Origin of the sequence: Bradyrhizobium sp. USDA 223 (assembly GCF_044909005.1) — a bacterium.
In the GTDB taxonomy this organism is placed as follows: Bacteria; Pseudomonadota; Alphaproteobacteria; order Rhizobiales; family Xanthobacteraceae; genus Bradyrhizobium; species Bradyrhizobium yuanmingense.
In genome coordinates this window covers 2,401,292-2,427,607 of record NZ_JBIYDR010000001.1, presented here as the reverse complement: position 1 = coordinate 2,427,607, position 26,316 = coordinate 2,401,292, and the positions used below count along the sequence as shown (strand labels likewise).

Genomic DNA, 26,316 nt, shown 5'->3' with positions numbered 1-26,316 from the left:
TTCCAGGTCGGTCGCTACCACAAGCTAGAGTCTTCTAGCAGGTTTTGGAAGAGAGCGGCCGATCGATATCCAGATTGCCTATTCCACGGTCACCGATTTCGCGAGATTGCGCGGCTGGTCGACGTCGGTCCCCATCACGACGGCCGTGTGATAGGCGAGCAGCTGCACCGGGACGGCATAGACCATCGGCGTGAAGGCTGCTGCCATATCGGGCATGACGATGGTGACGAGGGACTCGACCGTCGCCTCCGCCGCGCCCATGGCATCGGTCATCAGGATGATGTTGCCGCCGCGCGCGGCGACCTCCTGCATGTTGGAAACCGTCTTCTCGAACACGCGATCATGTGGGGCGATGACGACGACCGGCATGGTCTCGTCGATCAGCGCGATCGGGCCGTGCTTGAGCTCGCCGGCGGCATAGCCCTCGGCGTGGATGTAGGAGATCTCCTTCAGCTTGAGCGCGCCTTCGAGCGCCAGCGGGAAGCTGGTGCCGCGGCCGAGATAGAGCACGTCGCGCGACTTGGCGATCCGGTGCGCCAGCTTCTCGATCTGGAGCTCGCTCGTGAGCGCATCGGCCATCAGGCGCGGAACCTCGACGAGCCCGTGGACCAGCTTGGTCTCGTCGTCGTCCGACAATTCGCCGCGCGCCTTGCCGGCCGCGATCGCAAGGTTTGCCAGCACCATGAGCTGGCACGTGAACGCCTTGGTCGAGGCGACGCCGATCTCCGGTCCCGCCAGCGTCTGCAGCACCGTCTCGCTCTCGCGCGCGATCGTCGAGGTCGGCACGTTGACGACCGCGATCGTGTGCACGCCCTCGGCCTTGGCATAGCGCAGCGCCGCCAGCGTGTCGGCGGTCTCGCCCGACTGCGAGATGAAGATGGCGAGGTCGCCCTTGCGCAAGGGGGCCTCGCGGTAGCGGAATTCGGAGGCGACGTCGACCTCGACCGGCAGGCGCGCAAAGCGCTCGAACCAGTATTTGGCGACGAACCCGGCATAGCTCGCTGTGCCGCAAGCGGTGATGTTGATGCGCTGGATGTTCTTGAAATCGAACGGCAGCTTGACCGGCAGCGCGACGCGCTCGGTCGCCATGTCGACGTAGCGCGCCAGCGTGTGGCCGACCACCTCCGGCTGCTCGTGGATCTCCTTGGCCATGAAGTGACGGTAATTGGCCTTGTCGACCAGCGAGGTCGAGGCGGCGTGCCTGATCTTGTCGCGCTGGACGGCATGGCCGTCCTTGTCGAAGATCGCGGCGCTCTTGCGGGTCAGCACCACCCAGTCGCCGTCCTCGAGATAGCTGATCGTGTCGGTGAACGGGCCGAGCGCGATGGCGTCCGAGCCGAGATACATCTCGCCGTCGCCGTAGCCGATCGCCAGCGGCGGGCCGTTGCGGGCACCGATCATGAGGTCGTTGTCGCCGGCGAAGATGAAGCCGAGCGCGAAGGCGCCGCGCAGGCGCGCCAGCGTCAGCTTCACCGCTTCCACTGGCTTATTGCCGCGCGTGAGCAAATCGTCGACGAGATGCAGCACAATCTCGGTGTCGGTCTCGGTGTGGAACACCGTGCCCTTCTTTTCGAGCTCCTCGCGCAGCTCGCGGAAATTCTCGATGATGCCGTTATGGACCACGGCGACGCGCTCGGTCGCGTGCGGGTGGGCGTTGTTGACGGTCGGCTTGCCGTGGGTGGCCCAGCGGGTGTGACCGATGCCGGTGGTGCCCTTGAGCGGCTCGGCCTCGAGCCGCTTCTCCAGATTCTTCAGCTTGCCCTCGGCGCGGCGGCGCTCCAGGTGCTTGCCTTCGAGCGTGGCAACGCCCGCGGAATCGTAGCCGCGATATTCGAGACGTTTGAGCGAATCCACCAATTGCTCTGCAACCGGCGCGCGCCCGAGAATGCCGACAATCCCGCACATGCGGATCACTATCCCCCAAATCGTCGAAAAATCGCCTAAACGACGCGCCCGGTTTTTAGCGAAAATCGCAGGGAACCAGATACTCAATAATTATTGCTGATTGAGACAGCACGGGCGACCGCTGCGTCGATTTGGCCGGCTTAAACGGCGCGCGTTAACCTATTGTCAATACATTTGGCCAACGATTCCGGTCGGGAGAACCAGGCCATGAAAGGCTCATCCGACCGCAAGGGTCTGTCGTCGATGTATCTGCGCGCCAGCGAGACCACGGGCACGCACCTTGCGCATTGGCCGCCGCCGCTGCGCGGCAAAGAGAACAAGCCCCTCTTCATCAAGCATCCCGAAGGCGAGCCGGTGAAGCGCGCCAAGCCGCGCGGCTGGCGCCTGACCCGCGCGATCTTCTCCGAATTCGCCGACGAAGAATAGCGCCTCTCACGTCTCCGGCTTCTTGCCGCCGGTCTTCATCTCGCGATAGCGCGCCGCGCCGCCCTCGCGAATGGTCTGCTGGTTGCGCTCCAGCGCCATCGCGTCGTCGGGCACGTCTTTCGTGATCACCGATCCCGAGCCGATATAGGCGCCTTTGCCGATCGTCACCGGGGCGACCAGCGAGGAGTTGGTGCCGACGAAGGCGCCCTGCCCGATCACCGTCTTGTGCTTCTTGAAGCCATCGTAGTTGCAGGTGATGGTGCCGGCGCCGATGTTGGAATTGGCGCCGACGGTGGCATCGCCGATATAGGAGAGATGGTTGACCTTGACGCCGGCCTCCAGCGTCGCCGCCTTAGTCTCCACGAAATTGCCGATGCGCGCGCCGTCGCCGAGCGAGGTGCCGGGACGCAGCCGCGCATAGGGTCCGATCGAGACCTTCTTGCCGAGCGTGGTCTCGACGATGTGCGAGAACGAGTGGATCACCGCGCCGTCCGCGATCGACACGCCGGGGCCGATCACCACGAACGGCTCGATCGTCACGTCCTTGCCGAACACGGTGTCAGTGGACAGATACACCGTCTCCGGCGCGATCAGCGTGACCCCGGCCTCCATCGCCGCCCTGCGCAAACGCGCCTGCATTACGGCTTCGGCCTCGGCCAGTTGCGCCTTGGTGTTGATGCCGCGCACCTCGTCCTCGCTGGTCTCGATCACCACCGACTCCCATCCCTGCCTGCGGACGATTTCGACCGCATCCGTCAGATAATATTCGCCCTTGGAATTGGCATTGCCGATCTGCCCGAGAATGTCGAGCGCGCGGCTTCCGTCGATCGCCATCACGCCGGCATTGCACAGATCGATCTTGCGCTCGTGCTCGCTGGCGTCGGCTTGCTCGCGGATCGCAACCAGGCGGTCGCCTTCGACGATGAAGCGGCCGTAGCCGGTCGGATCGGCGGCGCGAAAGCCGAGCGCAGCAATGGCAGCGCCGCGGGCAAGCGGCGCGCGAAGCCGCGCAAAGGTCTCGGCCGAGATCAGCGGCGTGTCGCCGAACGCGATCAGGAGATCATCGGCGCCGCGTGCGATCGCCTCGCGCGCCGCCAGCACCGCATGCGCGGTGCCGAGCCGCTCGGCTTGCACGAAGGTCAGCGCGTCGGGGCGGATGCGCTTGGCTTCATCCGCGACTGCCTGATGATCGGGGCCGATCACGACGGCAAGCGAGGTGCCGGTTCCCTTGGGTGCGGCGGCGAGCACATGCGCGAGCAGACTCTGGTGCGCGACCGGATGCAGCACCTTCGGCAGGCTCGATCGCATGCGCGTGCCTTCGCCGGCGGCGAGCACGATCGTGAGGCTGGAACGGGCGGTCATCGAAATCCTGACAGCTATGGCCGAATCAAATTGGCGCGGACGGGCGGCAACGCCCTCGGAAGCTATCGCCTAGCTACCCCCGCAAACGCCCGGAATTCAAGTGCGGCGCCCTTTTCCTGTTAATGTTCCCTGATTGATTCGGGGAAGCCGGACGGGGCTGGGCGCTTAACATTCATGGCAAAGGATTCCGACCCACTGGCGGACGCCTTCTCCACCAAGGAGACCGGCGGGCTGTTCTCCGGACTTTTGGCCGAGGAAAGCACTTTCGACCGGCGCTTGATGTGGCGGCTGGGCTCGTGGGGCGTGGCGGCCGTCGGCGCCGTCGTCATTGCCGTGATGGCCAACCAGGCCCAGCTCGGCTGGCGGCGCGACCAGGTTGCGTCCGCCGATCTCGTGCGCCAGGCCGACCGGCTGCAGCTGCTGACCAAGGAGAGCCAGAACGAAGCGCGCCGGCTCGCCGCCGCGATCGAGACGCTGAACAGCGACCGCGACCGGCTGTATTCGCGCGTCACCGTGCTGGAGCAAGGGCTCGATTCCGTCACCGGCGCCATTGCCAAGCAAGCGGCCACGCCGCCGCCGGGCGCGAAGCCGCAGGACGCAGCACCCACGGCTCCCAGTGTCGCGCCGGTCGCTTCGACGCCGACGGCGACGAGCGAGAAGCCGCGCAGCGAAGCCGCCAAGGATGGTCAAAAGGACGCTCAGAAGGATTCGCCAAAGGATGCCCAGAAGGAAACGTTGAAGGAGCCGCCGAGCCCGCCGCCGCAGACCGCGGCCGCAGCCTCTCTCGTGCAACAGACCCCAGCCATGACTTCGGCGCTGCCGACCATTCCGCTGGTGCCCGCCAAGTCGCTCATGGCGCCACCTGATCCGGCCGCATCGAAACTGATTCAACCTGAGACAGCCGAGCAGAAGGCCGAGCCGGCAACCGCCGCAGCCGAAATCGTGGCGGCAGCAACCAAGCCGCAGGACGCCGCCGAGAGCGAATCCCCTGCCATCGCCGTTCAGCAGACGCGCTTTGCGATCGATCTCGGCGGCGCCAACTCGGTTGACGGCCTGCGCGCGCTCTGGCGCGGCGTGACCAAGTCCAACCCGGAGATCGCGGCGCTGCGGCCGATCATCATGATCAAGGAAGGCAACACCGGCCTCGGCATGCAGCTCCGCCTGGGCGCCGGCCCCCTGGTCAATGCCGCCGCCGCCGCAAAATTCTGCGCGGGTCTCGTCGAGAACGGCCGCCCTTGCGAGACCACCGTGTTCGACGGCCAGCGCCTGTCGATGCGTGGCTCCGACAAGACGCAAGAGAAGACTCAGGACAGAGTCCCGGACAAGGGTTCGGAGACGAGCCAGGACGCTGGCCCTGCAGCCGAAACGGCGCCTGTGTCGAGCGCGAAGCCTGAAAAGCCGCAACGCCGCCGCAGCTACTCCTCAAAACGCACCAAGCGCGACGAGCCCGCCCCCGCTCCCGCCGCGCAGCCGGCGCCAGCACCGGCGAAACCGGAGGCGGCAGCGTCGTCCGCGGGATCGACGCTGTCGTCGTTCTTCAGGCGACAATGACGCCTCGGTCCCGGCGCGCACGCAGCCAGCATGCGACCAACGGACGCTTGGACCTCGGCCGCGCTTGGCAGCAAGTTCGCAGGTCCATGTCCGACGTGCGCGAAGCGTCGCCCCTCCAGAAACGCGGGTCTTGATGAACGAACTGGATGATGTGCTGAGGCTACTCGTCGCGGCGGCTACGGGCCTCGTGATCGGCATCGACCGCGACATGAATGACAAGCCGGTGGGCATGCGCACCCTGGCGCTGGTGGCCTTGGGCTCTGCGCTGATCTCGATTTCCGTGATCGAGTTTCAGAATTTGCGCGACCACCCGGATGCAGTCTCGAGGGTGGTCCAAGGCATTGTTACCGGCGTGCTGAGCGGCGTCGGCTTCATCGGTGCGGGCGTCATCCTGCACGACGTCAAGGCCAAGACGGTTCATGGCCTCACTACGGCGGCGACTGTCTGGATCGCTGCCGGTCTTGGCATCGCCTGCGCGCTGGGCGCCTGGCTGCTGGTGGGCGCCGCCATCGCAGTCACGTTATTCGTGCTGTTCGCGCTCAGCTGGCTCGAACGTCGTTTGGGGTTGAAGTAAGTCTGGTAGTCGCACATGGCCGGTGAGCGGCTTCATGCCTCCGCCCAAGTACCAAATGATACGAACGAGACTAACCTGACACGGCACACTCCGCACCGGACTTGATTCGGAGCGGAGATGACGGACGCGAACTTTCTGCGGGAGCAACTCGCGTTGATCCGCGAACTGGCCGAGCGGGCCGATCCCCACATCAGGAAGCGGCTGCTCGTCTTGGCTGAAAAATACGAGCGCCGGCTGGCGGAGCAGAGCCGGAACACGCAAGGTCGCAATTGATCGCCCGCTGATCGTCCTTGGCGCAGGCGATGACTATTCCATGCGCGCCTTTTCCTTCAGATCGCGGATGCGCATCTCCGCCTCGTCCTTCGAGCGGACGATTTCCGACCAATCCTCGACCCGCGCCTCCCTGCTCAGCCTCTTGAGCTCGCTCAGCTGCTCCTGCGTCGGCTTCTCCATGCCTCACTCCTAGGCGGTGTTGGCAACACAACGTTGAGAACCAGCGGGAGGCTCGCGTGTTCCTGGAGAGTGCCCGGGCGGATCAACAGAAACCTCGCCTGCCCTGTTGCCTGGCCGCGCCTTCCCGACCATATTGCCGCCATGACAAAGAAGCCCTTCCGCCTCACGCCCTACCAGGTGCAGTTCCTGCTCGTGGTCGGATTCGTCACCGTCGGCTCTGCGCTCTACGTGCGCTATCTCGCGATCGAGTTTTCGCAAGTAGCGCTCGCCTGCGACGCCGGGCTTCAGACCCTGGTCTGCAAGTCGCGCTCGGTCTCGACCGTGCTGTTCAAGAATTCGGTATTCGGCATCGTGGCGCTGGTGGTTGCGACGCTGAACCTGATGCGGCCGTCGATCGTGCTGCTGACCGTCGGCCTCATCGCGGCCGGCCTCGGCATCGTGCTCTACAATGTCGTGCTGTCGGGCCTTGCGATCGGCCTGCTTATTCTTGGCTTTGCTCGGCCCGCGCCCGCCACAGCGTGAGCGCGAACAACAGATAGATCGCGCAGGTCCACAGCGACTGCCAATTGTCGCGGCCTTCGTTGAACAGCACGTACACGGCCGACATCGCCAGCACCCCCGCGAACACCGCTTCGGCGATCGGACGCTGGCCGATCTGCGGCCGGTTCAGCATCAGAAGCGCAAACGGCACCACCGCCATCGTCAGCGCGGCGTAAGGAAAATCCTTGTAACGCGGGTCGAACACGAAGCCGAGCGCGGTCGCGGAAGCGATCACCGCGGTCACCGCCAGCGTCAGGCCGAGCACCGCCGTGAGCTTCGACCATTTCCGACCCTCGCGCGGGCCGAGCAGGTCGAGGAAGGTCGGCAGGCTGCGGCCGATCACCATCGCTTGCGCGCAGAAGATCGGCGACAGGATGCCGGCCAGCAGCAACGCGCCCCAGAGCAGCCAGCCGCCGATGCCGTAGCTCTCGTAATACATCTTGTCGGCGCCGATCCCGAGCAGGATTCCGGCGGTGGTCGCCGAGATGCCGACGCCCAGCCAGGCCGGGAAACGCGGCGTCCACGGCCGGCGGCGCAGCGTGATCAGCGCGACCGCGAACACCAGCACGGAAAGGCCCATGCCCGCGCCCATGTACCATTTCCAGTACGGGAAATTGCTGATCGGCTGGCCCGGCGGATATTTCAGGCTCCGGCGCACGGAGTCGTACAGGCCCCAATAGCCGCCGACGGTGCCTTCCAGCCTGCGCTTCCAGGGCTGGTCGTAGGACTCGATGAGGTTGACGCGGAACTTGTTCGCCTTCGCGAGGCCGAGGATTTCCGAGACGACGCGCGCCTGATTGGTGCGCGAGGGCAGTGCGCCGTCGCGCATGCGGCCCGCGCTCGGCCAGCCGGTTTCGCCGATCAGGATCTCCTTGCCGGGAAACGCCACCGCCATGCGCTCGCGGATCTGTTCGACATGGGCGGCAGCGAACTTCGCCTTGATCGGGAAATCCTCCCAATAGGGCAGGATATGAATCGTGACGAAGTCGACGGCGTCATACACCTCGCGGTTCTTCAGCCAATATTCCCACACATCGGCATAGGTGACGGGCACGCCGACCTGGGTCTTCACCAGGCGGATGAGAGCGACGAGGTCCGCCGTCGTCATCTCACCGCGCAGCAGCACCTCGTTGCCGACGATGACGGAGGTGATGACGTCAGGGAATTGCTTGATGAGGCGAATGGCGAGCCCGGCCTGCTCGTAGTTCTTGGTGCGGTTGCTGGAGAGCCAGATGCCCTGCAGCACCTTCATCCCGCCGACCTTGGCGGCGATCGCCGGCACCTGGTCGAGCCCGTTCTCCAGCGAATAAGTCCGGACGCAGTCGGTGATCTCCTTGAGCTGGCGCAGGTCCTGCTCGATCTGGTCGGCCTCGATATGGGTCCATGCCTCCAGCGGCGACTGCTCGCCGCGGAACGGCGCGTAGGAGACGCATTGAACCTTGTCGGCGGGATCGATCGGGGCGCGCGCGAGCGTGATCGGCGTGGCAAGCCACCACCACACGGCAGCGATCGCACCCAGTGAGACGAGCAGAAGCGCCAGTGGCGTACGAAGAGAAATCGGTTCCGTCCTCCGCGAAGGGCCGTCGATTACCTTCTCGCACGCCGTCTGCCAAGGGGGCACGTCCGGTGGATCCCTTGCGCCCCCAGGGAATTTACCTGCGCCGGTTCAAAGGTGATCTAGGATCGTGACTTTGCTGGACAAAATTCGAAATACAGGTCATGGACTCCGAAAGACTTTTCCGCCGCATTGGAGACCCATTTGGACGCCATCAGCTAGCGCGTCCGCGGGGCTCCTGACGCGGACGGCCAGCGGATACATTGGGGAATTCATGCGGCAACGGGTGTTCGAGTCACGAAATGCGGTCCTGCGGCAGTTCGCCGCCACCTTGGCCGTCTCCTGCCTGCTCGTTCTGACCGGTGCTGGCGGCGCCTCCGCCCAGAGCGGTCCGCCGGGCCCCGAACAGGGCAAGGCGGCCGCCCAGCCCGCGGACGCCGCCAAGGACGCCGCCCAAAATCAGCGCCGCACCGACGAGTTCGCGGAAGCCGCCCAGGTCATCAACGGCCCGGCCGGCAATCCCGAATGCGTCTGGCTCGGCCGGCGCGTGGTGCGGCTGATGTGGCGGGATGATCTCGATACCGCGTTCCGCCATCTCGACCTCTACGACCGCTTCGGCTGCCCCGGCGGCCACATCCAGGCCGCGTTCCGCTGCCTGACCCGCTTCGGCGGCCAGATCGATCCCAAGGTGGCGGAAACCCTGGATAGTCGTGTGCACGCGTGCTGGATCAACCCGGCCGCCCAGCCGCAGCAGGCGGCGGCTGCGGCCGCCCAGCCGGCAGCGCCGGCCGCCAATGCGCAGCCGCAGCCGGCCGCGAGCCCCTCGCCTGCGGCAAGCCCGTCCCCCACGCCGGCGAAATAGCCCAAGCCAAAATAGCTCCGGTCGTTTCAGCTGCCGTTCAGGAACGACCGGCCATAGAGACGGTTGGCACTGCCGCGCGTCGTTCGAAAAGGCCATGCCCTCATAAGGACATGAGGCCATGACAGTTGTGAAACCGCGCGGCAGAGATATGCTCCCTTTGCCGCGGACTTGGTCGGATCTCGGGGTCGGATCCGCTTCCCTGCCACCTCAGCCCCTATTGGTTTAGCCGCGATGCGCGTTGTCGCCGCCGTTCTGTTGCTCGTGTCTGCGCTCCACGCAGGCAGTTGGGGAGTCCTGCGCGACAGGGAACCTGCGCCGGACTTCAAGGGCCTGGTGCCGAGCCTGTCCTATACGCCGTTCGAACCGGGCCATGTCGTCGACCTCAACGTCGACCCCGACAAGATCCGCTCGGACTTGAAGAAGCTCTCGACCCTCACGCGAGCGATCCGGTCCTACACCGCGACGGAAGGCAGCGAGCTGGTGCCGCCGATCGCGGCCGAGTTCGGCCTCAAGGTCACGGTCGGCGCGTGGATCGACAAGGACGAGGATCGCAACGAGCGGGAGATCAAGGCCGCCATCGAGCTCGCCCGCAAGAACAGCAACGTGATCGGCATCGTGGTCGGCAACGAGGTGATCTACCGCGGCGAGATGAAGGTCGAGGACCTCATCAGCAAGATCAAGAAGGTCAAGAGCGCGGTCCGTGTTCCCGTGACGACGGGCGAGATCTGGAACATCTGGCGTGATTTTCCGGACCTCGCCTCGAGCGTCGACTTCATCGCCGCGCACGTGCTGCCCTATTGGGAAAATTTCCGTTCGGATCAGGCCGTCGACCAGGCCGTGGACCGCTACAACCTCCTGCGCAATCAGTTCCCGGGCAAGCGCATCGTGATCGCCGAGTTCGGCTGGCCGAGCGCAGGCTACAATTTGCGCAACGCAGATCCAGGTCCGTTCCAGCAGGCGCTGACCTTGCGCAACTTCGTCACCCGCGCCGAAGCGCTCGGCATGGACTACAACATCGTCGAAGCCCTCGATCGGCCCTGGAAGTTCTTCGAAGGCGGCGTCGGTCCGTATTGGGGCGTCCTCAATGCCAGCGGCGAGCCGAAATTTGCCTGGACCGGCCCGGTCGAGAACCCCGACTATTGGAAGCTGATGGGCATCGCGCTGCTGGTCGGGGTGCTGCTGTCGCTGCCGATCCTGCGGATCGAGAAGGCGACCGCGAGGCAAGCCTTCCTGCTATCGGCGACCGCCAACGGCGTCGGCGCCTGGGCCGCGACCGTGTTCGCCTATTGGAACGGCCACTACTTCCTGTTCGGCTCGGCTTTCGCGCTGACGCTCGGCATGATCCTCCTTGTTCCGCTGGTCCTCATCGCGATGGCGCGCATCGACGAGATCGCCGCGGTTGCCTTCGGCCGGCCGCCGCAGCGCCTGATCGCCAAGAACAAGCCGGTCGAGAGCGTGCCTGAGGATTACTGCCCGAAGGTCTCGATCCATATCCCCGCTTATTTCGAGCCCGTCGAGATGCTGAAGCAGACGCTCGATGCGCTGTCGCGGCTGAACTACCCGAACTACGAATGCGTGGTCATCATCAACAACACGCCGGATCCCGCCTTCTGGCAGCCGATCCAGGACCATTGCCGCGCGCTCGGTGAACGCTTCAAATTCATCAACGCCGAGAAGGTGCAGGGCTTCAAGGCCGGCGCGCTCCGGATCGCGATGGACCGCACCGCGGCGGATGCCGAGATCATCGGCATCCTCGATGCCGACTATGTCGTCGAGCCCGACTGGCTGAAGGACCTCGTGCCTGCTTTTGCCGACCCGCGCGTCGGCCTCGTGCAGGCACCGCAGGAGCACCGCGACGGCGATCTGTCGATCATGCACTACATCATGAACGGCGAATATGCCGGCTTCTTCGACATCGGCATGGTCCAGCGCAATGAGGCCAACGCCATCATCGTGCACGGCACGATGTGCCTGATCCGCCGCGCCGCGATGGACATGGCCGGCGGTTGGTCGAGCGACACGATCTGCGAGGACAGCGATCTTGGCCTTGCCATCCAGGAGCTCGGCTGGACCACCCACTACACCAACACCCGCTACGGCGCAGGCCTGCTGCCGGACACCTACGAGGCCTTCAAGAAGCAGCGACACCGCTGGGCCTATGGCGGCCTGCAGATCGTCAAGAAGCACTGGCGCCGCTTCCTGCCCGGCGCGAGCCGGCTGACGCCGGACCAGAAGCGCGAATATGGCCTCGGCTGGCTGAACTGGCTGGGCGCCGAAAGCCTCGGCGTGGTCGTGGCGCTGCTCAACCTCATCTGGGTGCCGATCGTCGCCTTCGCCGACATCGCCATTCCCGACAAGATCCTGACGCTGCCGATTATCGGCGCCTTCATCGTCTCGCTGGTGCACTTCCTGTCGATGTACCGCGCCCGCGTCGCCATCAAGCCCGGCCAGATGCTGGGTGCCATGATCGCGGCGATGAGCGTGCAATGGACGGTGTCGCGCGCGGTGGCGCAGGGCCTGATCACCGAGCACATCGCCTTCGCCCGCACCTCCAAAGGCGGCCTGTCCCGCATGTCGATCGAGTTCCAGGCGTTCTGGGAGGCCGTGATCGGCACCCTGCTCCTGGTCGGCGCCGGCGTGCTGATCGCCACCAACAGCTACAAGCAGATCACCGAGATCTACATCTTCGCCGGCGTCTTGGTGCTGCAGAGCCTGCCGTTCCTCGCCGCGGTCGCCATCGCCATCCTCGAGCTCAGCCGCATCAACTCGTTCCAGTTCTGGCGCGACAGCGCGATCCGCACCGCCGAGCTGATCGGCCTGCGCCCTGTCGCGCTGCCCCACCCGAGCGCAACGCCGCAGCCGGTGCCGAGCGAGGTGCGGCGGGAGACGAACTGATCCTGCTCCACGCCGGTCTTCGGACCTCGTGCTTTGAAGTCACGAGGTCTTCGGCGTGGATGGCCGGCCGCCAATCGAGGTGAGAATTTTGGCCTAAGCGACGGATAGCCCAGGCCAATCCCCGCTCCTGCCGCGATCTTCGGCAACCACCCGCACTATTGACCTCGGCAGCCACTCCCCCTACACAGCGCGGGCCGAAGGCATGATCCGGAAACAGCCGGTTTTCCCCGCAACGCGATCTCTAGGCGAAGCGGCAAGACATGCCTCTCGAATGTCCGAACACGATGGCGATCTCTTATCTTAGCCATCAGCGGCCATGGGAGCGCGTAGCTCAGCCGGTAGAGCACGTGACTTTTAATCACGGGGTCCTGGGTTCGAGCCCCAGCGCGCTCACCAATAAAATCAAGTAGCAAAAATCGAAATGCCGTCCGGCTCACCAGGAGGGCAGGAACAAAGGCCACCCGTTCCAGCTTGAGTCTCGCTGGCTCGTTGGCCGAGGCGGCCCGACCAGCCGGCACTACGTTTTCTGCGCATGGTCCTCACGTCGTGGACGAAGAGCGCGACTGGAGGGAGACTTGCGGGTTCTTGTAGCCGAAGACGAAGACCTGATCCGGGACGTGGTGGTCGACATCCTGGAAACTCACGGGCATGAGGTGATGGAAGCTGATAGCGGCGAGCGCGCGCTCGAGCTTTGTGCCGAAGCCACACCCGATCTCTTGTTCACCGACATCAGGTTGGCAGGTTCGCTGACGGGCTGGGATGTCGCCATCCAGTGCAGGCAATCCAATCCGCGCATGCCTGTGATCTACGCGACCGGCTATACGCACGCCGCTCCGCGTCCGGTGTCCGGGAGCATCATGCTCCAGAAGCCGTTCGGGCTTGAACGCCTCTTGGAAGCGATGCAGTCGCTCGCGGGCGATTAGCTGCAGCCAGCCGCGGTCATGCTCCGCAGACTGACAATTGTCAGTCGTTCGACTCCACGCAGGAATGACGGGCCTTCCGCACGCTTTGGCAGGAATGCCAAATATCTCGCCCGGGATGATCAAGCCGCTGCGGCTCGCTCTGCTGTATGGGCACCTGATCGCGCGGGGCGCGCGGCTGTATCATCCGGGCGGCTCGCATCCGGTGTGCAGCCTGTCATTAGCCAAGCAAATGGTCGCGGCTGGTTTGCTCCACGCAAATGGCGAGAGCTTCGAGCTGACGCAGGAAGGCCGAACCTTCGCCGGTTGATGCACACTGCATCATCGGCTTCCCCATGAACTCAACGCCCGCTGGCGCGTGACCACGGTCGTGAAGTCAAGGGAGGCGTTCCAAGCAGCCCGCCCACCGGATCTGCCAAAACCGCTGACAAACTACGGTGACAGTGCACTCAACTGTGAACGAAAACCCGACCAATTACCACTTTTTCCCGAAACGATTCACATATGCGAATGAAGCTACAAAGAAGAATGCCACTTCTGAGAGGTGCTGGGCAAATCGGGAGCATGCTTCATTGACTGACGAGGTTCCGCTGCAAAGCCGATTCTTCATTCGCATGGGCGGCAAGGGTTGGATGGTCTACGATCGAGAACGCAGGGGCCCAGCACTGATCGGGACCGACATGGCGGCCAATCTGACCAAGGAGCGAGCTGAACAATTGCTACTTCTGCTGATGCCCTCGCGCGCGGAGAAACCGCGTGCGGCGAATGGGGGTGGCTCGCGGGCGTGAACCGGCGGGCCTCCAAGGTTGCGGTCCACTTTCTCGGGCGCCGCATTCGAACGTGTTCACCGGCCACCGTTCGCGTTGCCGTCGGGGCCGGTTCTGGCCTAGACCTCGAAGATTTAATTCTAGACGGTATCTTTTGAGACACCCAGCTCGAATGTTTGAGCAGACGATATCACCCGGCGTGCCACGCTGAGTGGTGCGTCGGGCGGCCTCGGTGTGTCCGCAGCCAGCCCCGGGACGCCCGGGGCCGTTCCTTTGGATTCACGTTTGTTGATGCAGGAACATCCCTCCAGGACGAACCTGTCGTTACCAGGGCTGGCAAGTTTCATGTCGGACCTATGGTAACCAGGTAGGACCGCTATCCAGAGCGGCGGCCCTAGTTCTGAAGCGTGGCACGGGGGCCGCGCCTAGCGCCTCTTTGGCCGATCGGTTTCTGCTGATCGCGATTTAGGGTTGGCACCCTTGCGTATTGTCGGGGGCGGCTTGCCCTCGTGACTATGTCTCTCTTGCATTTGCTCGGCTGCGACTACGCGCGAGCGCAGGTCTTCCAATTCGGAAAGCCCAGAAGCAAGCTCATCGAAACGCTGCTTCAGAACAGCGGTGTGATCGAAAGTGCCCATGTACCCCCTCCGTCACCCGAGCCGACCAAAAAGTGGGAAAATCATGCAATCGAGGAATGCAGAGGCATGGAGCCAGTTCCTTTGAACAGTGCTGCGCCGTTGTCGCAGTTCGAGCGATGCGACTCGGCTCCTCCATCTGCGAACGTTCAGGGGCAGGCGTCACGGCTGCGATCCAATGACGGCCCCGACCGTGGGGGGCTTTTGGGGTGTGAGGCCGGGGCCGCTGGAGGTGCTTGGACCTTGGGGAAGGCCAAAGCCATCGAAGACTAGGAAAAATCGGCAATCGCTTCTGCTCGCTTTCGCACATTGCTTGTACGTTTTGTTTGCGCAAACGGAGCCAGTTGCCAATGAAGGACTATCTGGCGCAGATCGAGAAACTTCGCAAAGATGCGGCCGAACGCGCCCTGATCCGCGACTTGGCTACCGATCCAGCAAAGCGCGAAGTATTCGACAGTTCGGTGGTGGTCGACATGCTGAGCGGAGCTGCGGAGATGCCGATGCACGGCCAATCCAGATCAGCATGGGAACGTTTCGAACGGCGGTGAGTCCTACAGGCGCAATCCATCCCGTTTCCTCGTGGATCGAACGATGGAAAAAGCACTCGCCTATGCCATCTCGGCGGCCCTTGTGGGCTTCGGTCTCTTGATCTTTTTCGCCGGTCTGTCTTCCAGCTCGCCCGCCTTATGGACGATCGTCGCGCTGGTCCCGATCACGATCGGGATCGTGAGCGCCTTTGGTCCTGTGTGACTTGATGTGGAAACCAGGGCTTTAGGTCAGCCCGTCTGTATTTTTCGAATCGGCAACCCGTGTTCGCTCTCTCGTAGCTTCCAACCGCTGGTGACCCGCGTGAGCCATTTCGTCTCGATGCTTCTGCTTGCGACGGCCCTGGTCCTGACGTTGTGCTTCGGAGTGGCGGCCTGGCGCCTCTCGGCAGACAAAGAGGCCGACATCACCGCCACGATTTCCCATCAGGAATACGGTTGGAGGCCAAGGCCCAGCAACTGAAACTTTGACAAACCCGCTGACATCGCGCCGGAAACGTGTAGGATTCCCCAAAACCGGAGGAACGGCATGTTTGAAATCAACGGTTTCGACACGGCGGGCGTCGTCAATCTCAAGCGGTCCTCACTCGCCGCGGCCCTCAAAAAGGCCAGGGAGCTGGTCCAGGACGGATGCTGGGACGTTCAGGTCGTTGATCCGACAGGCCGGGTCTATACCTCGTTCGAGGAGGAAGCGGCCTAGCTAGGACGCATCCTCAGCTCTCCGGCCCCGCCACCGCAGCCGGGACGCTCAACGGCGCCCCTCCGATCGACACCGGACCCAGAGGCCCCAGCGGTTTGGGCTCGCGCACCAGCCGCTTGCGCATCGCGGCAGACAGTCCGTAGCGCGCATTCGCTCGGCGAACGGACGACGTCACGTCCGACATCATCACATTCTGCAGCGAGTCGACCTTGGCGATAAGCGTGGACAGCTGCGACGAGATCTTCTTCACGTCGACCCGCTCCTCCGTGATGCTCTGCCGCAGCGACAGCAGCAAGAGTGAATCCTGCTGCAGCAGGGCCGCATTCTGCTGCAGGGCCTGGTTGTTCTCCTGCAACGAAGCGGTGTGCTGCTGCTGCGCCGACTGGATCTCCTTCAGGGCGGTGACGACCGGATCCGGCTTCGGCGCCGGCGCCTCCTGCCGTGGCAGTAGTTCGGCGAGGCTGGCAACATTCAATGACGGCATGCCGGAGGGCGATGTATAGATGGCGGCCGCGCCATTGATGGCGAGGGCACACACCGCCAGCGGCAGGATCGTCTTGCGGCGGGGCGTGATCGGCGGCGGCTCAGCTTCCAGGCCTGCGGGTTCCTGCGCGCCTGCAGCGGCTGCAAGGGCGACGGCGTCGAGCTCTTCGGCGAAGCTTGGCGTTTCGAAGGACGTGGTCATTTGCACTGACCCCCATGGAGCGAGCAACAGGAAGCCGCCCCTGGAACGCCCTCGCGACGATCCGCTTACGCAGCACCCATACACAACTGCCTAAAATTGTCGGCTTTCTGGATTAATTCCGCGTTAGCGGCGCGGCCGGCGGACGGCCCGGCAACCCCGGCCGATTACGGATCCGGTGCAAGCTCCTCGCCGTGCATCCGGCAACAGCCATGCTAGCAGCGGATTTTCCGAAGTTGGCATAATGCCACTGTTTTGCCCGACAAATCAACGGCCAAGTGACGGCGCCTCCGTCACGGACCCGGCACGATAGGCCTGATCCGGGTCGTGGACCACGCTTGCTTGGGCCAACCTCGGCCGCGATGGACGCGCCGATGCAGAACGCCTTATCGCACAAGCACATAGCTACTGTGCATGGGGTTGTTTTCGCACTTTCCGGTTTACCCCTCGTCCAGCAACTCGAACAGCTCGTGCGTCCGCTCAAACCGCGAGCGCCACATGTGCTTTGGAGAGCGCGATGCCCACCTGTTCCCCCGTCGCTCGCAGATTACAAGCCTGGTCCTATCGGGCTCGTAACGCGTTTGGGCGACACAGTCGTTCGTCGCTCGACCTGGGCCTTGGCATCCAGCACCTTGTCTCCAGCTCGTGCGGCTCGCGGCCGACTGATCTGGTCCGAAAGGCTCGAGCCTCTCCCTGACAGACGATTTGAACCAACACTGGCGTTTCCTTGAGCCTGTGTTGCCGGTCGGAATCTGCTTTGGGAGAACGCCGAACCAGCGGCCTTTTGATCTTCATTGCTCGTGCCGCTGCCAATCGCGCCGATCGGGAGGCCATTTTGAGCGTGACCAGCCCCGGCATTTCTCGCGGCCTGAGCTGCCGCCCGCGACCTCGCAGGCGTCGCGGGCTGGACGTTCGAATTGGTCGCTCCGCTGTTGGTGCGCAGATCTCCGCCGGGCGCGGTGTCCTTCGTCCCCATCCCTGGGGGAGCTGAGGGACCTGCATTGCCCGCACTCGTCCCCATTCCAGAAGGCGCCGAGCCGCCAGCGCTACCCTGCCCCGTTCCCATGCCCGCTCCGGCGGAGCCGGCATTTGCGCCGCCTGCTTGCACCAGGGCCAATAGACATGAGCTTGCGACAATCGTGGCAATCACTGGACGAATGGCATGTGACATCGGACGATCTCCTTCGCCACGCCCAAATTAACTATAATGGTGAAGCAGGGTTTCCGCTACGAATTCGCGGTTGTGCGCGCTGACGAACGCGCAAGCCCCTACCCCTCATCCAGCAGCTCGAACAGCTCCTCCACCAGCTCGAACGGCGCATCACGCATCGGGCTGTGATAGACGACGCGGTCGCCGTCGCGTTGCAGCGATTTTCCGCGCGACTTGCGCAGGCGTCCGGGCAGGAACGTCGCGGCGGCAGCTTCAGGGCCGACGTCGAGGCGGATGATGCCGCGTCGCTTGCATTCGATCCTGAGCTTGGCCGCGGCGAAGAAGTCGCGCGCGAGCTTTGGCAAGGGTCCGAAGCGGCGGGAGGTTTCCTCCTCGAGGTCGTCGAGATCGTCCTCGTCGTTGCATCGAGCGGCGCGGGCATAGAGCTCGAGCCGCACCGGCTCGGACTGCACATAGCTCTCGGGCAGCATGTCCCCGACCGGCAGGTTGAGGTCTGGCACCCACAGCTGCTCGTCGCTCTTCTCCGAGGCCATTTTCAGCAGGTGGCTGTAGAGCACCGGCCCGAACACCTGGACGTGGCCGGATTGCTGCTCCGAGAACAAATCGCCTGCGCCTCGCAGATCCAGATCGCGCTCGCTGATGGCAAAGCCCGCGCCCGGCCGGCTGAACTCCTCGAGCACAGCAAGGCGCTTCTCGGATTGTCCGGACTCCGTCTCGGTCAAGAGATGCGCGAAGGCGCGGATGCCGCCGCGGCCGACGCGTCCGCGCAGCTGGTGCAGTTGAGCGAGGCCGAACTTTTCCGGCCAGCACACCACGATGGTGTTGGCGCGGGGAATGTCGAGACCGCTCTCGACGATGTTGGTCGCGAGCAGGACGTCGGCATGGCCTTCGACGAAGCTCATCATGCGGTCGTCGATCTCGTCGGCCGCCAACCTGCCGTGCAGGCAGACGATGCGAAGATCCGGCGCCACGGCCCGCACCCGCGCCAGCATGGGATCGAGATCCTGGATGCGCGGGCAGATCAGGAAGCTTTGGCCGTGGCGGCGCTGCTCGCGCAGCAGCGCCGAGGCGATCGCCGCATCCGACAGCGGCGCGATCCGGGTCGCCACCGGAAGCCGGTGCACCGGGGGCGAGGCGATCACGCTGAGATCGCGGAAGCCGGCGAGGCCGGCGGCCAGCGTGCGCGGGATCGGCGTCGCGCTCATCATCAGCACATGGACGTTCTTGGCGAGCCCGGCGAGCTTGGCCTTCTCCGCCGCGCCAAAATGCTGCTCCTCGTCGACGATGACGAGGCCGAGATCGTCGAACCTGACGTCCTTGCCGGTGAGCGCCTGCGTGCCGATCACGACCTTGATCCGGCCGCTGCGCAGGCCCTCCCTGGTCTCCCGCAGCGCCGCGCCCGATGTCGCGCGCGAGAGGTTGCCGACCTCGATGCCGAACGGGGCAAAGCGCTTCTGAAACGTCGCGACGTGCTGGCGCGCCAGCACCGTCGTCGGCACCGCGACCGCAACTTGCTTGCCCGACAGCACCACCGCGGCCGCAGCGCGCAGCGCGACCTCGGTCTTGCCGAAGCCGACGTCGCCGCAGATCACCCGATCCATCGGATGGCCGGATGCGAGATCATCCAGCACGTCCCGGATCGCCTGGGCCTGGTCGATCGTCGTGAAGTAAGGAAAACGCGCGACGAACTTCTCGTAGGCCGATCCCGGCGGCACCAGCTTTTCGCCGCGCCGCCGCCGGCGCTGGCTGATGTGCTTGGCGAGCGCCTTGCCGGCGATCTGGATCTCGCGCTCGGCCTCGCTGCGGCGCGCCCACCACGTGCTGCCGTCCGCCTTGTCGAGCGAAAGCCTGCCGAGCTCGGCGGCGTAAGGCCACATCAAGGCGAGATCGGGCGGCGGCACCAGCACCGCATTGTCGCCGGCGAACTTCAGGCGGATCATCTCGCGCATCGCGCCGCCGCCGGTGTTGACGGTCTGCAGGCCGTCGAGCACGGCAAGGCCGCGCTGGAGATGAACGACCACCGTGCCCTGCTCCGGCGCATCGGCATGGTCGAAGGCCGCGCTCCAGGCGCGCGCCATCGGCTGCGGATGATGCGCGCGGCTGCCGAGCACGTCGGACGCCGTCACCACCACCAGAGGCTTCTTCGCCGGCACGACGAAGCCGGCATCGAGATCGGCGAGCAGCGCCATCTCACCGCCCCGCCCGCGCGCCGCCTCCTCCCAGTCTTCGCAGCGCTCCGCCTTGACGCCGCTCATCCGCTCCATCACGCGCAGATCGTCCTCGTGCGCGGCAACGAGGATCAGCCGCGACCCGGCCCGGCGCGTCTCCTCGACGAAGCCGCGCAACGCCTTCCGAGAGGATGTCAGCTTCGAAAATTCCGGGATGGCCTGGAACGGCGCCGTCCGCGGCAGCACCTTGATGCCCTTGGAGAGCCGCTTCCAATCGCTGCGCCCGAGATATTCGCGCTCCCGCTCGCTGCGGGGCGCGGCCTCCTCGATCGTATCGAGCCATCCGTCGGCATGCGACGGCACGCCGGCATCGGCGATCCATCTGGCGCCCGCGCAATAATCGAACAGGCTGGCGCGCTTGCCGCCTTTGCCGGCAAGGCCGAGCCGCTCCGACATGGGATCGACGAGCAGCTCCTTGGTCTCGAAGATGATCCTGTGCTCATGCGGGTCGAAGGCCACGATCCGTTTGATCGTGTGCTGCGAATGCTCGATCCGGAACGGCCCCAGCGCGCCTGCGGGAAATATCTCGAAGGTCTGGCCGTGGAACAGCGCCCCGCCCGGATAGTCCGGCTCATCGTCGAGATCGTAACCGAGGGCTTGGAGGCGGGACTCCAGCTCCTGCTCGGCGAACGTGCCGCCCACCTTCAAGCTCAGGCTCAGGCGCGACAGGCTGGCCGGTGGCGGCATCCGCTCCATCACCGCTTCGGCCGTCGATACCAGAAACACCGGCTTCTTGGATTTCGCAAGGCGCCTCAGCACGGAGGCTCTGCGCCCCGCGAGCTCGTGCGAGGGCTCAAGCTGATCGAACGGCAAGGTGTTCAAGCGCGGAAACACCAGCACCTCGCAGGCGGCGTCGAGCGCGTGAATGACGCTGCCGAGCCGCTCCGCCCTGTTCTCGCTCTCGGCGAGAAACACGATGCCGCTGCGTCCGGACTGCTTCCATTGTGCAAGCAGATGAAGGGCCATCATGCCGAGAGGCGACGAAGACGAGATCGTGCGCTGCGATCCCTTGCTCTTCTTCGGCGGCTTCTTGGCCACCCTTGCCTTCGTGGAAAGCCTCACTTGGACCCGTTTCTGCTCTTGAACCGCCGCAAACTGAATGCGAGCCGCCTTGCCCCTCGAATCGGCAGCTCGGCGCCATGCATATGGGATTTGCCCTGCGAACGCACCCCTCCTCAACAACGTTCGAGGCGGCGGCGCGATCCCTTTCGATCTGCTCTTGGCTGTGAGAATGGAGGCACGAAAAAGCCCCAGCGCTTGGAGCCACGCTGGGGCGTTTCGTTCGAAATGAATCGGTTAAGCAATGACGTCTTCATAGCAGCGGTTTCGCCACGCGCTTGTGAACTGGTTCACACGCCTTGTTGGCTCGGCGATATCTGGCGGCATCCAGCCACGCCGGCATTCAAGCTTTCTTCAGACATTTCGGATCAGCTGACGATCCATTTCAAAGTGATTGTCATCCGCGCATGAGTTCGGTCCAGGTTCAGTGCACGCGGTGCAAGAACGTGTTTCGCGATCGCGCCGGCCGGTTGCAGGACGGCTATTCCAGGCAATGTCCGAGCTGCGAAGTCGTGCTGTTCTTCGCCGAGGACTCGCAGCATCCTTTCATCAAGCGGGCAATGCGCAGTGCGCGCCAGGTCCGCAAGGAGATGCGGGAGCTCCAGGCCGCGAAGCTCGCCGCACCCGAGCCGGAGGTGGCGCAGTCGAGGAGGTTTGCCGGCAGGACGCGATCGGCGACGCGGGAGGACTAGCGGCTCAACTTCGCCGCCGCTTGCGCGGAAACAGGCGGTCGCGGATGTAGCGCGAGGTCGCCGTCAGGCGGATGCCGCGGGGCTTATGCCAGGCGGCGCGGTCGATCTCCTTCTTGTCGCCGATCGCCAGCCTGCCCTTGGCGGACTTGGCGATGAAGATCGCGTCGCTCATCTTGCGGCCGGAGCGCTTGTTCCTCGCCTTCACTTCCTTCCAGAGGCTGATCCTGCCGAGCTTCAGCTTGGGCAATTCCTCCTTGATCTCGCGCCGCAGGCAGTCCTTCTCCGACTCGCGCGCACGCTTGCGGCCGCCCGGAAACATCCACAGGCCGTCCGACCGGCGTCTGACCAACAATACCTTGCCGCGCCTGGCGGCAACCAGCTTGGAAGACTTTGCCATTGCTGCCGTTGTCGAAAACAGAATCGACCCAATGGTAACTTGTCTAGTCGAACAGACAAGTTAGCGACGCGCCTTGATCACAGGCCACGAGCTATCCGGCATGGGCGGCTGACACTGCGCTGGCGGGCGCGAGATCACCCCTTCCCCGCCTCCGCCCGGTCCTCGGTCCTGATCCAGGCCATCATCATTTCCCAGGCCACCGACAGGATGATCGGTCCGATGAACAGTCCGACGATGCCGTGGGCCAGCGTACCGCCGATCACGCCGACGAAGATCACGATGGTCGGGGTGGTCAGGCCACGGCCCATGACGAGCGGCTTCAGCATGGTGTCGATGAAGCCGACCAGGACGAGGAACACGGTGAGCAGCAGCGCCGTGGTGACGTCCTTGGCGGTCCAGATCCAGATGATCACAGGCAGCAGCACCAGGAAAGCACCGATCTGCACGATCGAGAGCAGCAGCACGATGAAGGCAAGGAGGCCCGCGCTCGGCACCGAGGCGAGCTTGAAGCCGATTCCGGCGAGCAGCGCCTGGACGATCGCCACGCCAATGACGCCCTGCGCCACGGCGCGGATGGTCGCACCGGCGAGCGAGAGGAAATGCTCGCTTTGCTCCGGCACGATGCGAAACAGGAAGTTGCGGCCGGCCGCGACCAGGCGTGGCCCATGCGGAAACAGGAAGCCGGCCACGAACACGGAGACGAGAAACTGGAGCGTGCCAAGGCCGGCGTCGCCCGCGAGCGAGAGCAGCGGGCCGGCCAGCGGCTGAAGATACGGCGCCACCTCGCGCACCGCCGTCCGAACGTTGTTGTAGGCCTGATCCCAGAGCTCGTAGAGCCAGGGGCCGACCAGCGGCCAGGATTTGAGCTGCTCCGGCGCCGATTGGAGCACGAGGTCGCCGGTGCCGAGCTGGTGCGCCAGCTCACGCACGCCGTCCACCGCGCTGATGCCGAGCCAGGTCGCCGGACCGATGACGATACCCAGCGTGACCAGGGTCAGGATTGCTGCTGCGGTTTTGGGCCGGCCGCCCAGGATCTTTGCAACCCAGCTGAACGCCGGATAGAACGCGACCGCCAGCACGCCGCTCCAGGCCAGGATCGGCACGAATGGGCGGATGATCAGGAAGGTCCAGATGATCAGCAGGGCGAGCAGGCCGAGGCGGATCACGAGCTGGATGACGTCCTCGCCCGTCAGCAACTGACGGAGGCTTTTCACGGGCACAGCTTTCCTTGCGGCATGAACGCAACTTCCGCGCTTGCGGGCTCAGCCGTTATTGCCAGCAACGCATCTGGCGTCAAGACGACCGGGTGCCGGATACCGCATCGTCCGTCCCAACCCGGCTTGGCTAACGCGGGTTAACCGGATTTCCCCGCGCCGGTTTACGCCGCTGCAAATGCTGGTGACTACCTTCCATCCGCAGTCACCGAAATGCATTCTGGGCCATGGCCAACAGCATCTGGACGATCGAACAATTCACCTGTGCGAGTTGCGGCATGAACTACACCGCGACCAGAGAGGAGCACAGCGAGGCTCACAGCGGCAGCTTCAAATGCGGCATCTGCAGCGGCATCGTGCATGCCTGGTCCGGCAAGCACCACTTCTTCGGCTGGCAGGCCGTGAAGACGAGGCCGCCCGTGTTCGGGCGGCGCTGGGCCGGCGTCGAATGGTAAGCCGCCTGCGGTGACGCCGGATCCGCCGAATTGCGCCGGCGCCGTTTGCACTCCGTTCACCGATCGCGGCTAGATCAGGACGGATCCTCCGCTTCGAACGCCATGGCCGACCTCAACGCCGTCCTGACCAGGCTCAACGACCGTCTGCTTCGCCTTGAGGGCGAGCTGTTCGTGCTGCGCTCGCTCGCGCGCGCGACATTGACCGCGGGCGACGACCATGCCGCGCGCATGCGCAAGCTGGTCGAGGCCGCAAAAGTCGCGCTCGACGACGAGGCCAAGCGCCCTCTCGACAAGCCGACCCGAAAATATGTCGATGCCGCAACCGCACTGGTGGAGGAGCTGCTGGTCGAACCCACCCCGGCGCGGCCGCTGTTCACGGTGATCGACGGCGGCCGGCGCGACTGAGCGCGCCCGCCTCAGCACGGCGATGATTACCGCCCATACATGCCCGGCGCACGTGCCCCGTGCGGGTAGCACTGTCCCTGCGAGTAATTGTAATCATAGCCGTCCGGACACAGCCCGCCGCGTCGTCCGTAATATTGAGGGCGACCGTAAGTGCCGGGCGCGTGCGCACGATTCGGGTAGCACTCGCCTGTCGAGTAATTATAGTCGTAACCGTGCGGGCACAGGCCACCACGGCGCCCATAGCCCGAGCCGTGGCCCCCGGTGTAGACACCCGGCGCGTGACGGTCGTTGGGATAGCAGCGGCCGTTCGAGTGGTTGTAATCATAGCCGTGCGGACATTGCCCGCCCGGACCGCCCCTGAACTGAACCTGCTCCACCATGGGCGCTGTCGGTGCCGCAGGCACGGTTGCAAACGCAAGCAAGCCGGCCAGCGCAAGCTCGATCATGACGATTCCTCCAAATCACGTGGACAAGCCTATCAGGATTCGCGTCCCACGAAACGACATGACAATTGAGGCAAAGCTGGGCTGAACCCTGCATGAACCGAGCTTGGACTGTGACAATGCGTCAACGCCAAGCCCCACGCACGATGCCGACGTCTAGATCGTGGATTTGTCCGCCTTGAGCCGGCTGAGCCCCGCCTCGATGATCGCGATCTCCTCGTCGATCTGGCCGATCGGCAGGCTGAAATCATAGCCGGACCGGCTCTTCAGATCGACCGCGAGCCGCTGCCTATGCATCATCAGCTCGTCCAGTCCACGGCGGTTCTTCAGACGCACATAGGCGTCGACGATCTGCTCGATCGCGTTCGGCATGAGATCTGTCCCGGCGAAAAGGCCCGGCGGCGCGCCCACGCAGGCAGACGATTTCGGTGTCGCGGTACGCAGTACAAATCCGCGACGGATTCGTCGATACGCCAAGCTGGTTGAGATCGTGTTACCGTTCGATGATTTCGTCAGTCATGGGCATGAAAGGCCGCCGGCGGCCAAAAGCCGGGGTCGAAAACGGATGCGGGTTGAAATGTCACCAGCCCCCGTTGGCGCACCCTTATCAGCCAATCCGAGGCATCTCTGTTAAGAACGAACACAGGAACCCGCTACATGCGCGCGTCGACGACACAGAAATAGGTGCGCGGCAATTTGCGATAGGCGCGGTAACGGTAATACGGGCGGTAGGCGCAGCCGCGATAGAGCGCGGGCGGCTCCTCGCCGTAATAAGCGCCATGATAGAAATTGATCACCGGCCCCTGGGCGGTAGGCATCCCAGATCGGCCCCACCGATGGCGCGACGCCGGTCTCGGGCCGGGACCGCCGGGTAAGGCCCGCCAGCTTGGGCCGATGTGGCCGCCAGCAGTGTCGCGACAAGGAGAAACCCGACGCTGCGCATGCCTTCGCTCCCGAGCCGGTGTCATGCCCGAATGGAAGCACCGGACAGTGCGAATCCCGGCGTTCGCGCAAGCGGCGCCCGGCGCATTGTTGATAACCCACGCAAACGCTGCGCGGGTGGTGACAGGGCACGGGGACGTGTTATCGGGGGATGACGCAGTTGCGAGACGGATCGGACACCCATGCGAATTACCCTCGTCGGCTCCCGCCATTTTGGCGTGACCACCCTGAACATGCTCCGGGAGCACAGCGTCTCGGTCGTCCGGATCGTGGTGGCGGACGCCGATGACCGCCTTGCCGCGGCGGCCAAGGCGGCGGGCATCGAGGTGCAGGTGCAAGCCAATCCCAAGCTGGTGGTGGCCTCCGAGATCGCCCCGGATACCGATCTGATCATCACAGCGCACAGCCATGCCAGGATCGGCAAGGATGCGCTCGCCGCCGCCAGGCTCGGCGGGATCGGCTATCATCCATCGCTGCTGCCGCGCCACCGCGGCAAGGCCGCGGTGGAATGGACCATCAAGGAAGGCGACCCGATCGCCGGCGGCACGATCTACCATCTCGCCGACCGCATGGATGCCGGCGCGATCGCCGCCCAGGACTGGTGCTTCGTCAAGAAGGGCGAGACCGCACGAGAGCTTTGGGAGCGCGCGCTGGCGCCGCTCGGGCTCAAGCTGCTGGCCGATGTGATCGATTACGCCAAGGTCCACAAGGCGCTACCCGCCAAAGTCCAGGACGAGCAGTTCGCGACCTCCGCGCCCAGCCTCTCCTGAGCCAAGCCCCTCTGAGCCAGCCCTCTGAGCCGAAGTCTCCTGGAGCAAGCTCTTTCCGAGTCGTCCTGACGTTTACCCTTAACGTGCGGCGCTCTTGATTCTGCTTCGGAAATTGGAGCCAAAAGCGCAAATAAACCATTGTTCCCAAAGGAACAATTTTCGCTTTGG

General features: G+C 64.5%; 26 protein-coding genes and 1 tRNA gene. 17 read left to right on the top strand and 10 right to left on the bottom strand.

Annotated elements, in window-relative coordinates; translation table 11 throughout:
• Nucleotides 1-78: 78 nt before the first annotated feature.
• The gene (gene glmS / locus ABIA40_RS11140) at nt 79-1,905 is read right to left on the bottom strand and encodes a glutamine--fructose-6-phosphate transaminase (isomerizing) (protein WP_271537965.1); all 1,827 of its coding nucleotides are present in this window, start codon (nt 1,903-1,905) and stop codon (nt 79-81) included.
• Between the two features lie 207 nt (nt 1,906-2,112).
• Between glmS and ABIA40_RS11135 the strand changes: the two genes are divergently transcribed.
• Complete coding sequence (locus ABIA40_RS11135; RefSeq protein WP_036012532.1) at nt 2,113-2,331, top strand: hypothetical protein; 219 nt, start codon at nt 2,113-2,115, stop codon at nt 2,329-2,331.
• A 6-nt stretch (nt 2,332-2,337) separates the two neighbouring features.
• Here ABIA40_RS11135 and glmU read toward each other — a convergent pair whose 3' ends face one another.
• Nucleotides 2,338-3,693 (bottom strand): bifunctional UDP-N-acetylglucosamine diphosphorylase/glucosamine-1-phosphate N-acetyltransferase GlmU, encoded by a 1,356-nt coding sequence (glmU, locus tag ABIA40_RS11130; protein WP_404541016.1) that lies wholly within the window; start codon nt 3,691-3,693, stop codon nt 2,338-2,340.
• A 174-nt stretch (nt 3,694-3,867) separates the two neighbouring features.
• On the opposite strand from glmU, the gene ABIA40_RS11125 reads away from it, so the two are divergent.
• The 3 genes from ABIA40_RS11125 to ABIA40_RS11115 all read left to right on the top strand — a co-directional run bounded on the left by ABIA40_RS11125 (nt 3,868) and on the right by ABIA40_RS11115 (nt 6,091).
• Entirely contained in the window at nt 3,868-5,244 is a 1,377-nt protein-coding gene (locus tag ABIA40_RS11125) for a hypothetical protein (RefSeq protein WP_404541014.1), read from the top strand.
• Between the two features lie 133 nt (nt 5,245-5,377).
• Nucleotides 5,378-5,818: an MgtC/SapB family protein gene (locus ABIA40_RS11120; RefSeq protein ID WP_036012541.1), complete on the top strand. Its 441-nt coding sequence runs from the start codon at nt 5,378-5,380 to the stop codon at nt 5,816-5,818.
• Between the two features lie 117 nt (nt 5,819-5,935).
• Entirely contained in the window at nt 5,936-6,091 is a 156-nt protein-coding gene (locus ABIA40_RS11115) for a hypothetical protein (protein WP_275499572.1), read from the top strand.
• A gap of 33 nt (nt 6,092-6,124) precedes the next feature.
• Here the strand turns inward: ABIA40_RS11115 and ABIA40_RS11110 are convergent, their stop codons facing one another.
• Nucleotides 6,125-6,271 (bottom strand): hypothetical protein, encoded by a 147-nt coding sequence (locus tag ABIA40_RS11110; RefSeq protein WP_157286031.1) that lies wholly within the window; start codon nt 6,269-6,271, stop codon nt 6,125-6,127.
• Nucleotides 6,272-6,412: 141 nt separating this feature from the next.
• Here ABIA40_RS11110 and ABIA40_RS11105 point away from each other — a divergent pair, with 141 nt between their 5' ends.
• On the top strand, nt 6,413-6,793 hold the full coding sequence (locus ABIA40_RS11105; RefSeq protein WP_036039729.1) for a hypothetical protein: 381 nt from the start codon (nt 6,413-6,415) through the stop codon (nt 6,791-6,793).
• On the opposite strand, the gene ABIA40_RS11100 is transcribed toward ABIA40_RS11105, so the two are convergent.
• The gene (locus tag ABIA40_RS11100; RefSeq protein ID WP_404541011.1) at nt 6,753-8,312 is read right to left on the bottom strand and encodes a beta-(1-6) glucans synthase; all 1,560 of its coding nucleotides are present in this window, start codon (nt 8,310-8,312) and stop codon (nt 6,753-6,755) included. The genes ABIA40_RS11105 and ABIA40_RS11100 overlap by 41 nt on opposite strands.
• Nucleotides 8,313-8,640: 328 nt before the next feature.
• Between ABIA40_RS11100 and ABIA40_RS11095 the strand changes: the two genes are divergently transcribed.
• The 8 genes from ABIA40_RS11095 (at nt 8,641) to ABIA40_RS11060 (ending at nt 15,690) form a co-directional block, all read left to right on the top strand.
• Nucleotides 8,641-9,228, top strand: a complete 588-nt coding sequence (locus ABIA40_RS11095; protein ID WP_036012549.1) for a hypothetical protein — start codon at nt 8,641-8,643, stop codon at nt 9,226-9,228.
• A 231-nt stretch (nt 9,229-9,459) separates the two neighbouring features.
• Nucleotides 9,460-12,123 carry a glycosyltransferase gene (locus ABIA40_RS11090; protein ID WP_404541009.1) on the top strand — a complete coding sequence of 888 codons (2,664 nt, stop codon included), beginning with the start codon at nt 9,460-9,462 and terminating at the stop codon, nt 12,121-12,123.
• A gap of 320 nt (nt 12,124-12,443) precedes the next feature.
• Nucleotides 12,444-12,519 (top strand) — tRNA-Lys (locus tag ABIA40_RS11085).
• A gap of 179 nt (nt 12,520-12,698) precedes the next feature.
• A complete protein-coding gene (locus ABIA40_RS11080) occupies nt 12,699-13,046 on the top strand; it encodes a response regulator (protein ID WP_036012559.1) in 348 nt (115 codons plus the stop codon).
• Between the two features lie 115 nt (nt 13,047-13,161).
• On the top strand, nt 13,162-13,353 hold the full coding sequence (locus ABIA40_RS11075) for a hypothetical protein (protein WP_246732387.1): 192 nt from the start codon (nt 13,162-13,164) through the stop codon (nt 13,351-13,353).
• 1,442 nt (nt 13,354-14,795) lie between these two features.
• A complete protein-coding gene (locus ABIA40_RS11070) occupies nt 14,796-14,993 on the top strand; it encodes a hypothetical protein (RefSeq protein ID WP_404541006.1) in 198 nt (65 codons plus the stop codon).
• A 43-nt stretch (nt 14,994-15,036) separates the two neighbouring features.
• Nucleotides 15,037-15,195 (top strand): hypothetical protein, encoded by a 159-nt coding sequence (locus ABIA40_RS11065; RefSeq protein ID WP_164936882.1) that lies wholly within the window; start codon nt 15,037-15,039, stop codon nt 15,193-15,195.
• A 324-nt stretch (nt 15,196-15,519) separates the two neighbouring features.
• Nucleotides 15,520-15,690: a hypothetical protein gene (locus ABIA40_RS11060; RefSeq protein ID WP_198399911.1), complete on the top strand. Its 171-nt coding sequence runs from the start codon at nt 15,520-15,522 to the stop codon at nt 15,688-15,690.
• Nucleotides 15,691-15,703: 13 nt separating this feature from the next.
• Here the strand turns inward: ABIA40_RS11060 and ABIA40_RS11055 are convergent, their stop codons facing one another.
• Entirely contained in the window at nt 15,704-16,375 is a 672-nt protein-coding gene (locus ABIA40_RS11055) for a hypothetical protein (protein ID WP_404541004.1), read from the bottom strand.
• A 1,266-nt stretch (nt 16,376-17,641) separates the two neighbouring features.
• Complete coding sequence (locus ABIA40_RS11050; protein ID WP_404546207.1) at nt 17,642-20,740, bottom strand: DEAD/DEAH box helicase; 3,099 nt, start codon at nt 20,738-20,740, stop codon at nt 17,642-17,644.
• A gap of 536 nt (nt 20,741-21,276) precedes the next feature.
• Between ABIA40_RS11050 and ABIA40_RS11045 the strand changes: the two genes are divergently transcribed.
• Entirely contained in the window at nt 21,277-21,522 is a 246-nt protein-coding gene (locus ABIA40_RS11045; protein WP_404541002.1) for a hypothetical protein, read from the top strand.
• 4 nt (nt 21,523-21,526) lie between these two features.
• Here ABIA40_RS11045 and ABIA40_RS11040 read toward each other — a convergent pair whose 3' ends face one another.
• Together ABIA40_RS11040 and ABIA40_RS11035 are read right to left on the bottom strand one after the other, a co-directional pair.
• Nucleotides 21,527-21,919 (bottom strand): NUDIX hydrolase, encoded by a 393-nt coding sequence (locus tag ABIA40_RS11040; protein ID WP_157286040.1) that lies wholly within the window; start codon nt 21,917-21,919, stop codon nt 21,527-21,529.
• A gap of 134 nt (nt 21,920-22,053) precedes the next feature.
• Nucleotides 22,054-23,133, bottom strand: a complete 1,080-nt coding sequence (locus ABIA40_RS11035; protein ID WP_404541000.1) for an AI-2E family transporter — start codon at nt 23,131-23,133, stop codon at nt 22,054-22,056.
• A 227-nt stretch (nt 23,134-23,360) separates the two neighbouring features.
• On the opposite strand from ABIA40_RS11035, the gene ABIA40_RS11030 reads away from it, so the two are divergent.
• A complete protein-coding gene (locus ABIA40_RS11030) occupies nt 23,361-23,588 on the top strand; it encodes a hypothetical protein (RefSeq protein WP_157286041.1) in 228 nt (75 codons plus the stop codon).
• A gap of 102 nt (nt 23,589-23,690) precedes the next feature.
• Nucleotides 23,691-23,993, top strand: coding sequence for a hypothetical protein (locus ABIA40_RS11025; protein WP_027575377.1), 303 nt, complete (start codon nt 23,691-23,693; stop codon nt 23,991-23,993).
• Nucleotides 23,994-24,592: 599 nt separating this feature from the next.
• Here the strand turns inward: ABIA40_RS11025 and ABIA40_RS11020 are convergent.
• Together ABIA40_RS11020 and ABIA40_RS11015 are read right to left on the bottom strand one after the other, a co-directional pair.
• Nucleotides 24,593-24,808, bottom strand: coding sequence for a hypothetical protein (locus ABIA40_RS11020; protein WP_157286042.1), 216 nt, complete (start codon nt 24,806-24,808; stop codon nt 24,593-24,595).
• Nucleotides 24,809-25,089: 281 nt separating this feature from the next.
• The gene (locus ABIA40_RS11015; protein ID WP_404540997.1) at nt 25,090-25,254 is read right to left on the bottom strand and encodes a hypothetical protein; all 165 of its coding nucleotides are present in this window, start codon (nt 25,252-25,254) and stop codon (nt 25,090-25,092) included.
• A 306-nt stretch (nt 25,255-25,560) separates the two neighbouring features.
• Here ABIA40_RS11015 and ABIA40_RS11010 point away from each other — a divergent pair, with 306 nt between their 5' ends.
• Complete coding sequence (locus ABIA40_RS11010) at nt 25,561-26,148, top strand: formyltransferase family protein (RefSeq protein ID WP_404540995.1); 588 nt, start codon at nt 25,561-25,563, stop codon at nt 26,146-26,148.
• Nucleotides 26,149-26,316 lie beyond the last annotated feature (168 nt).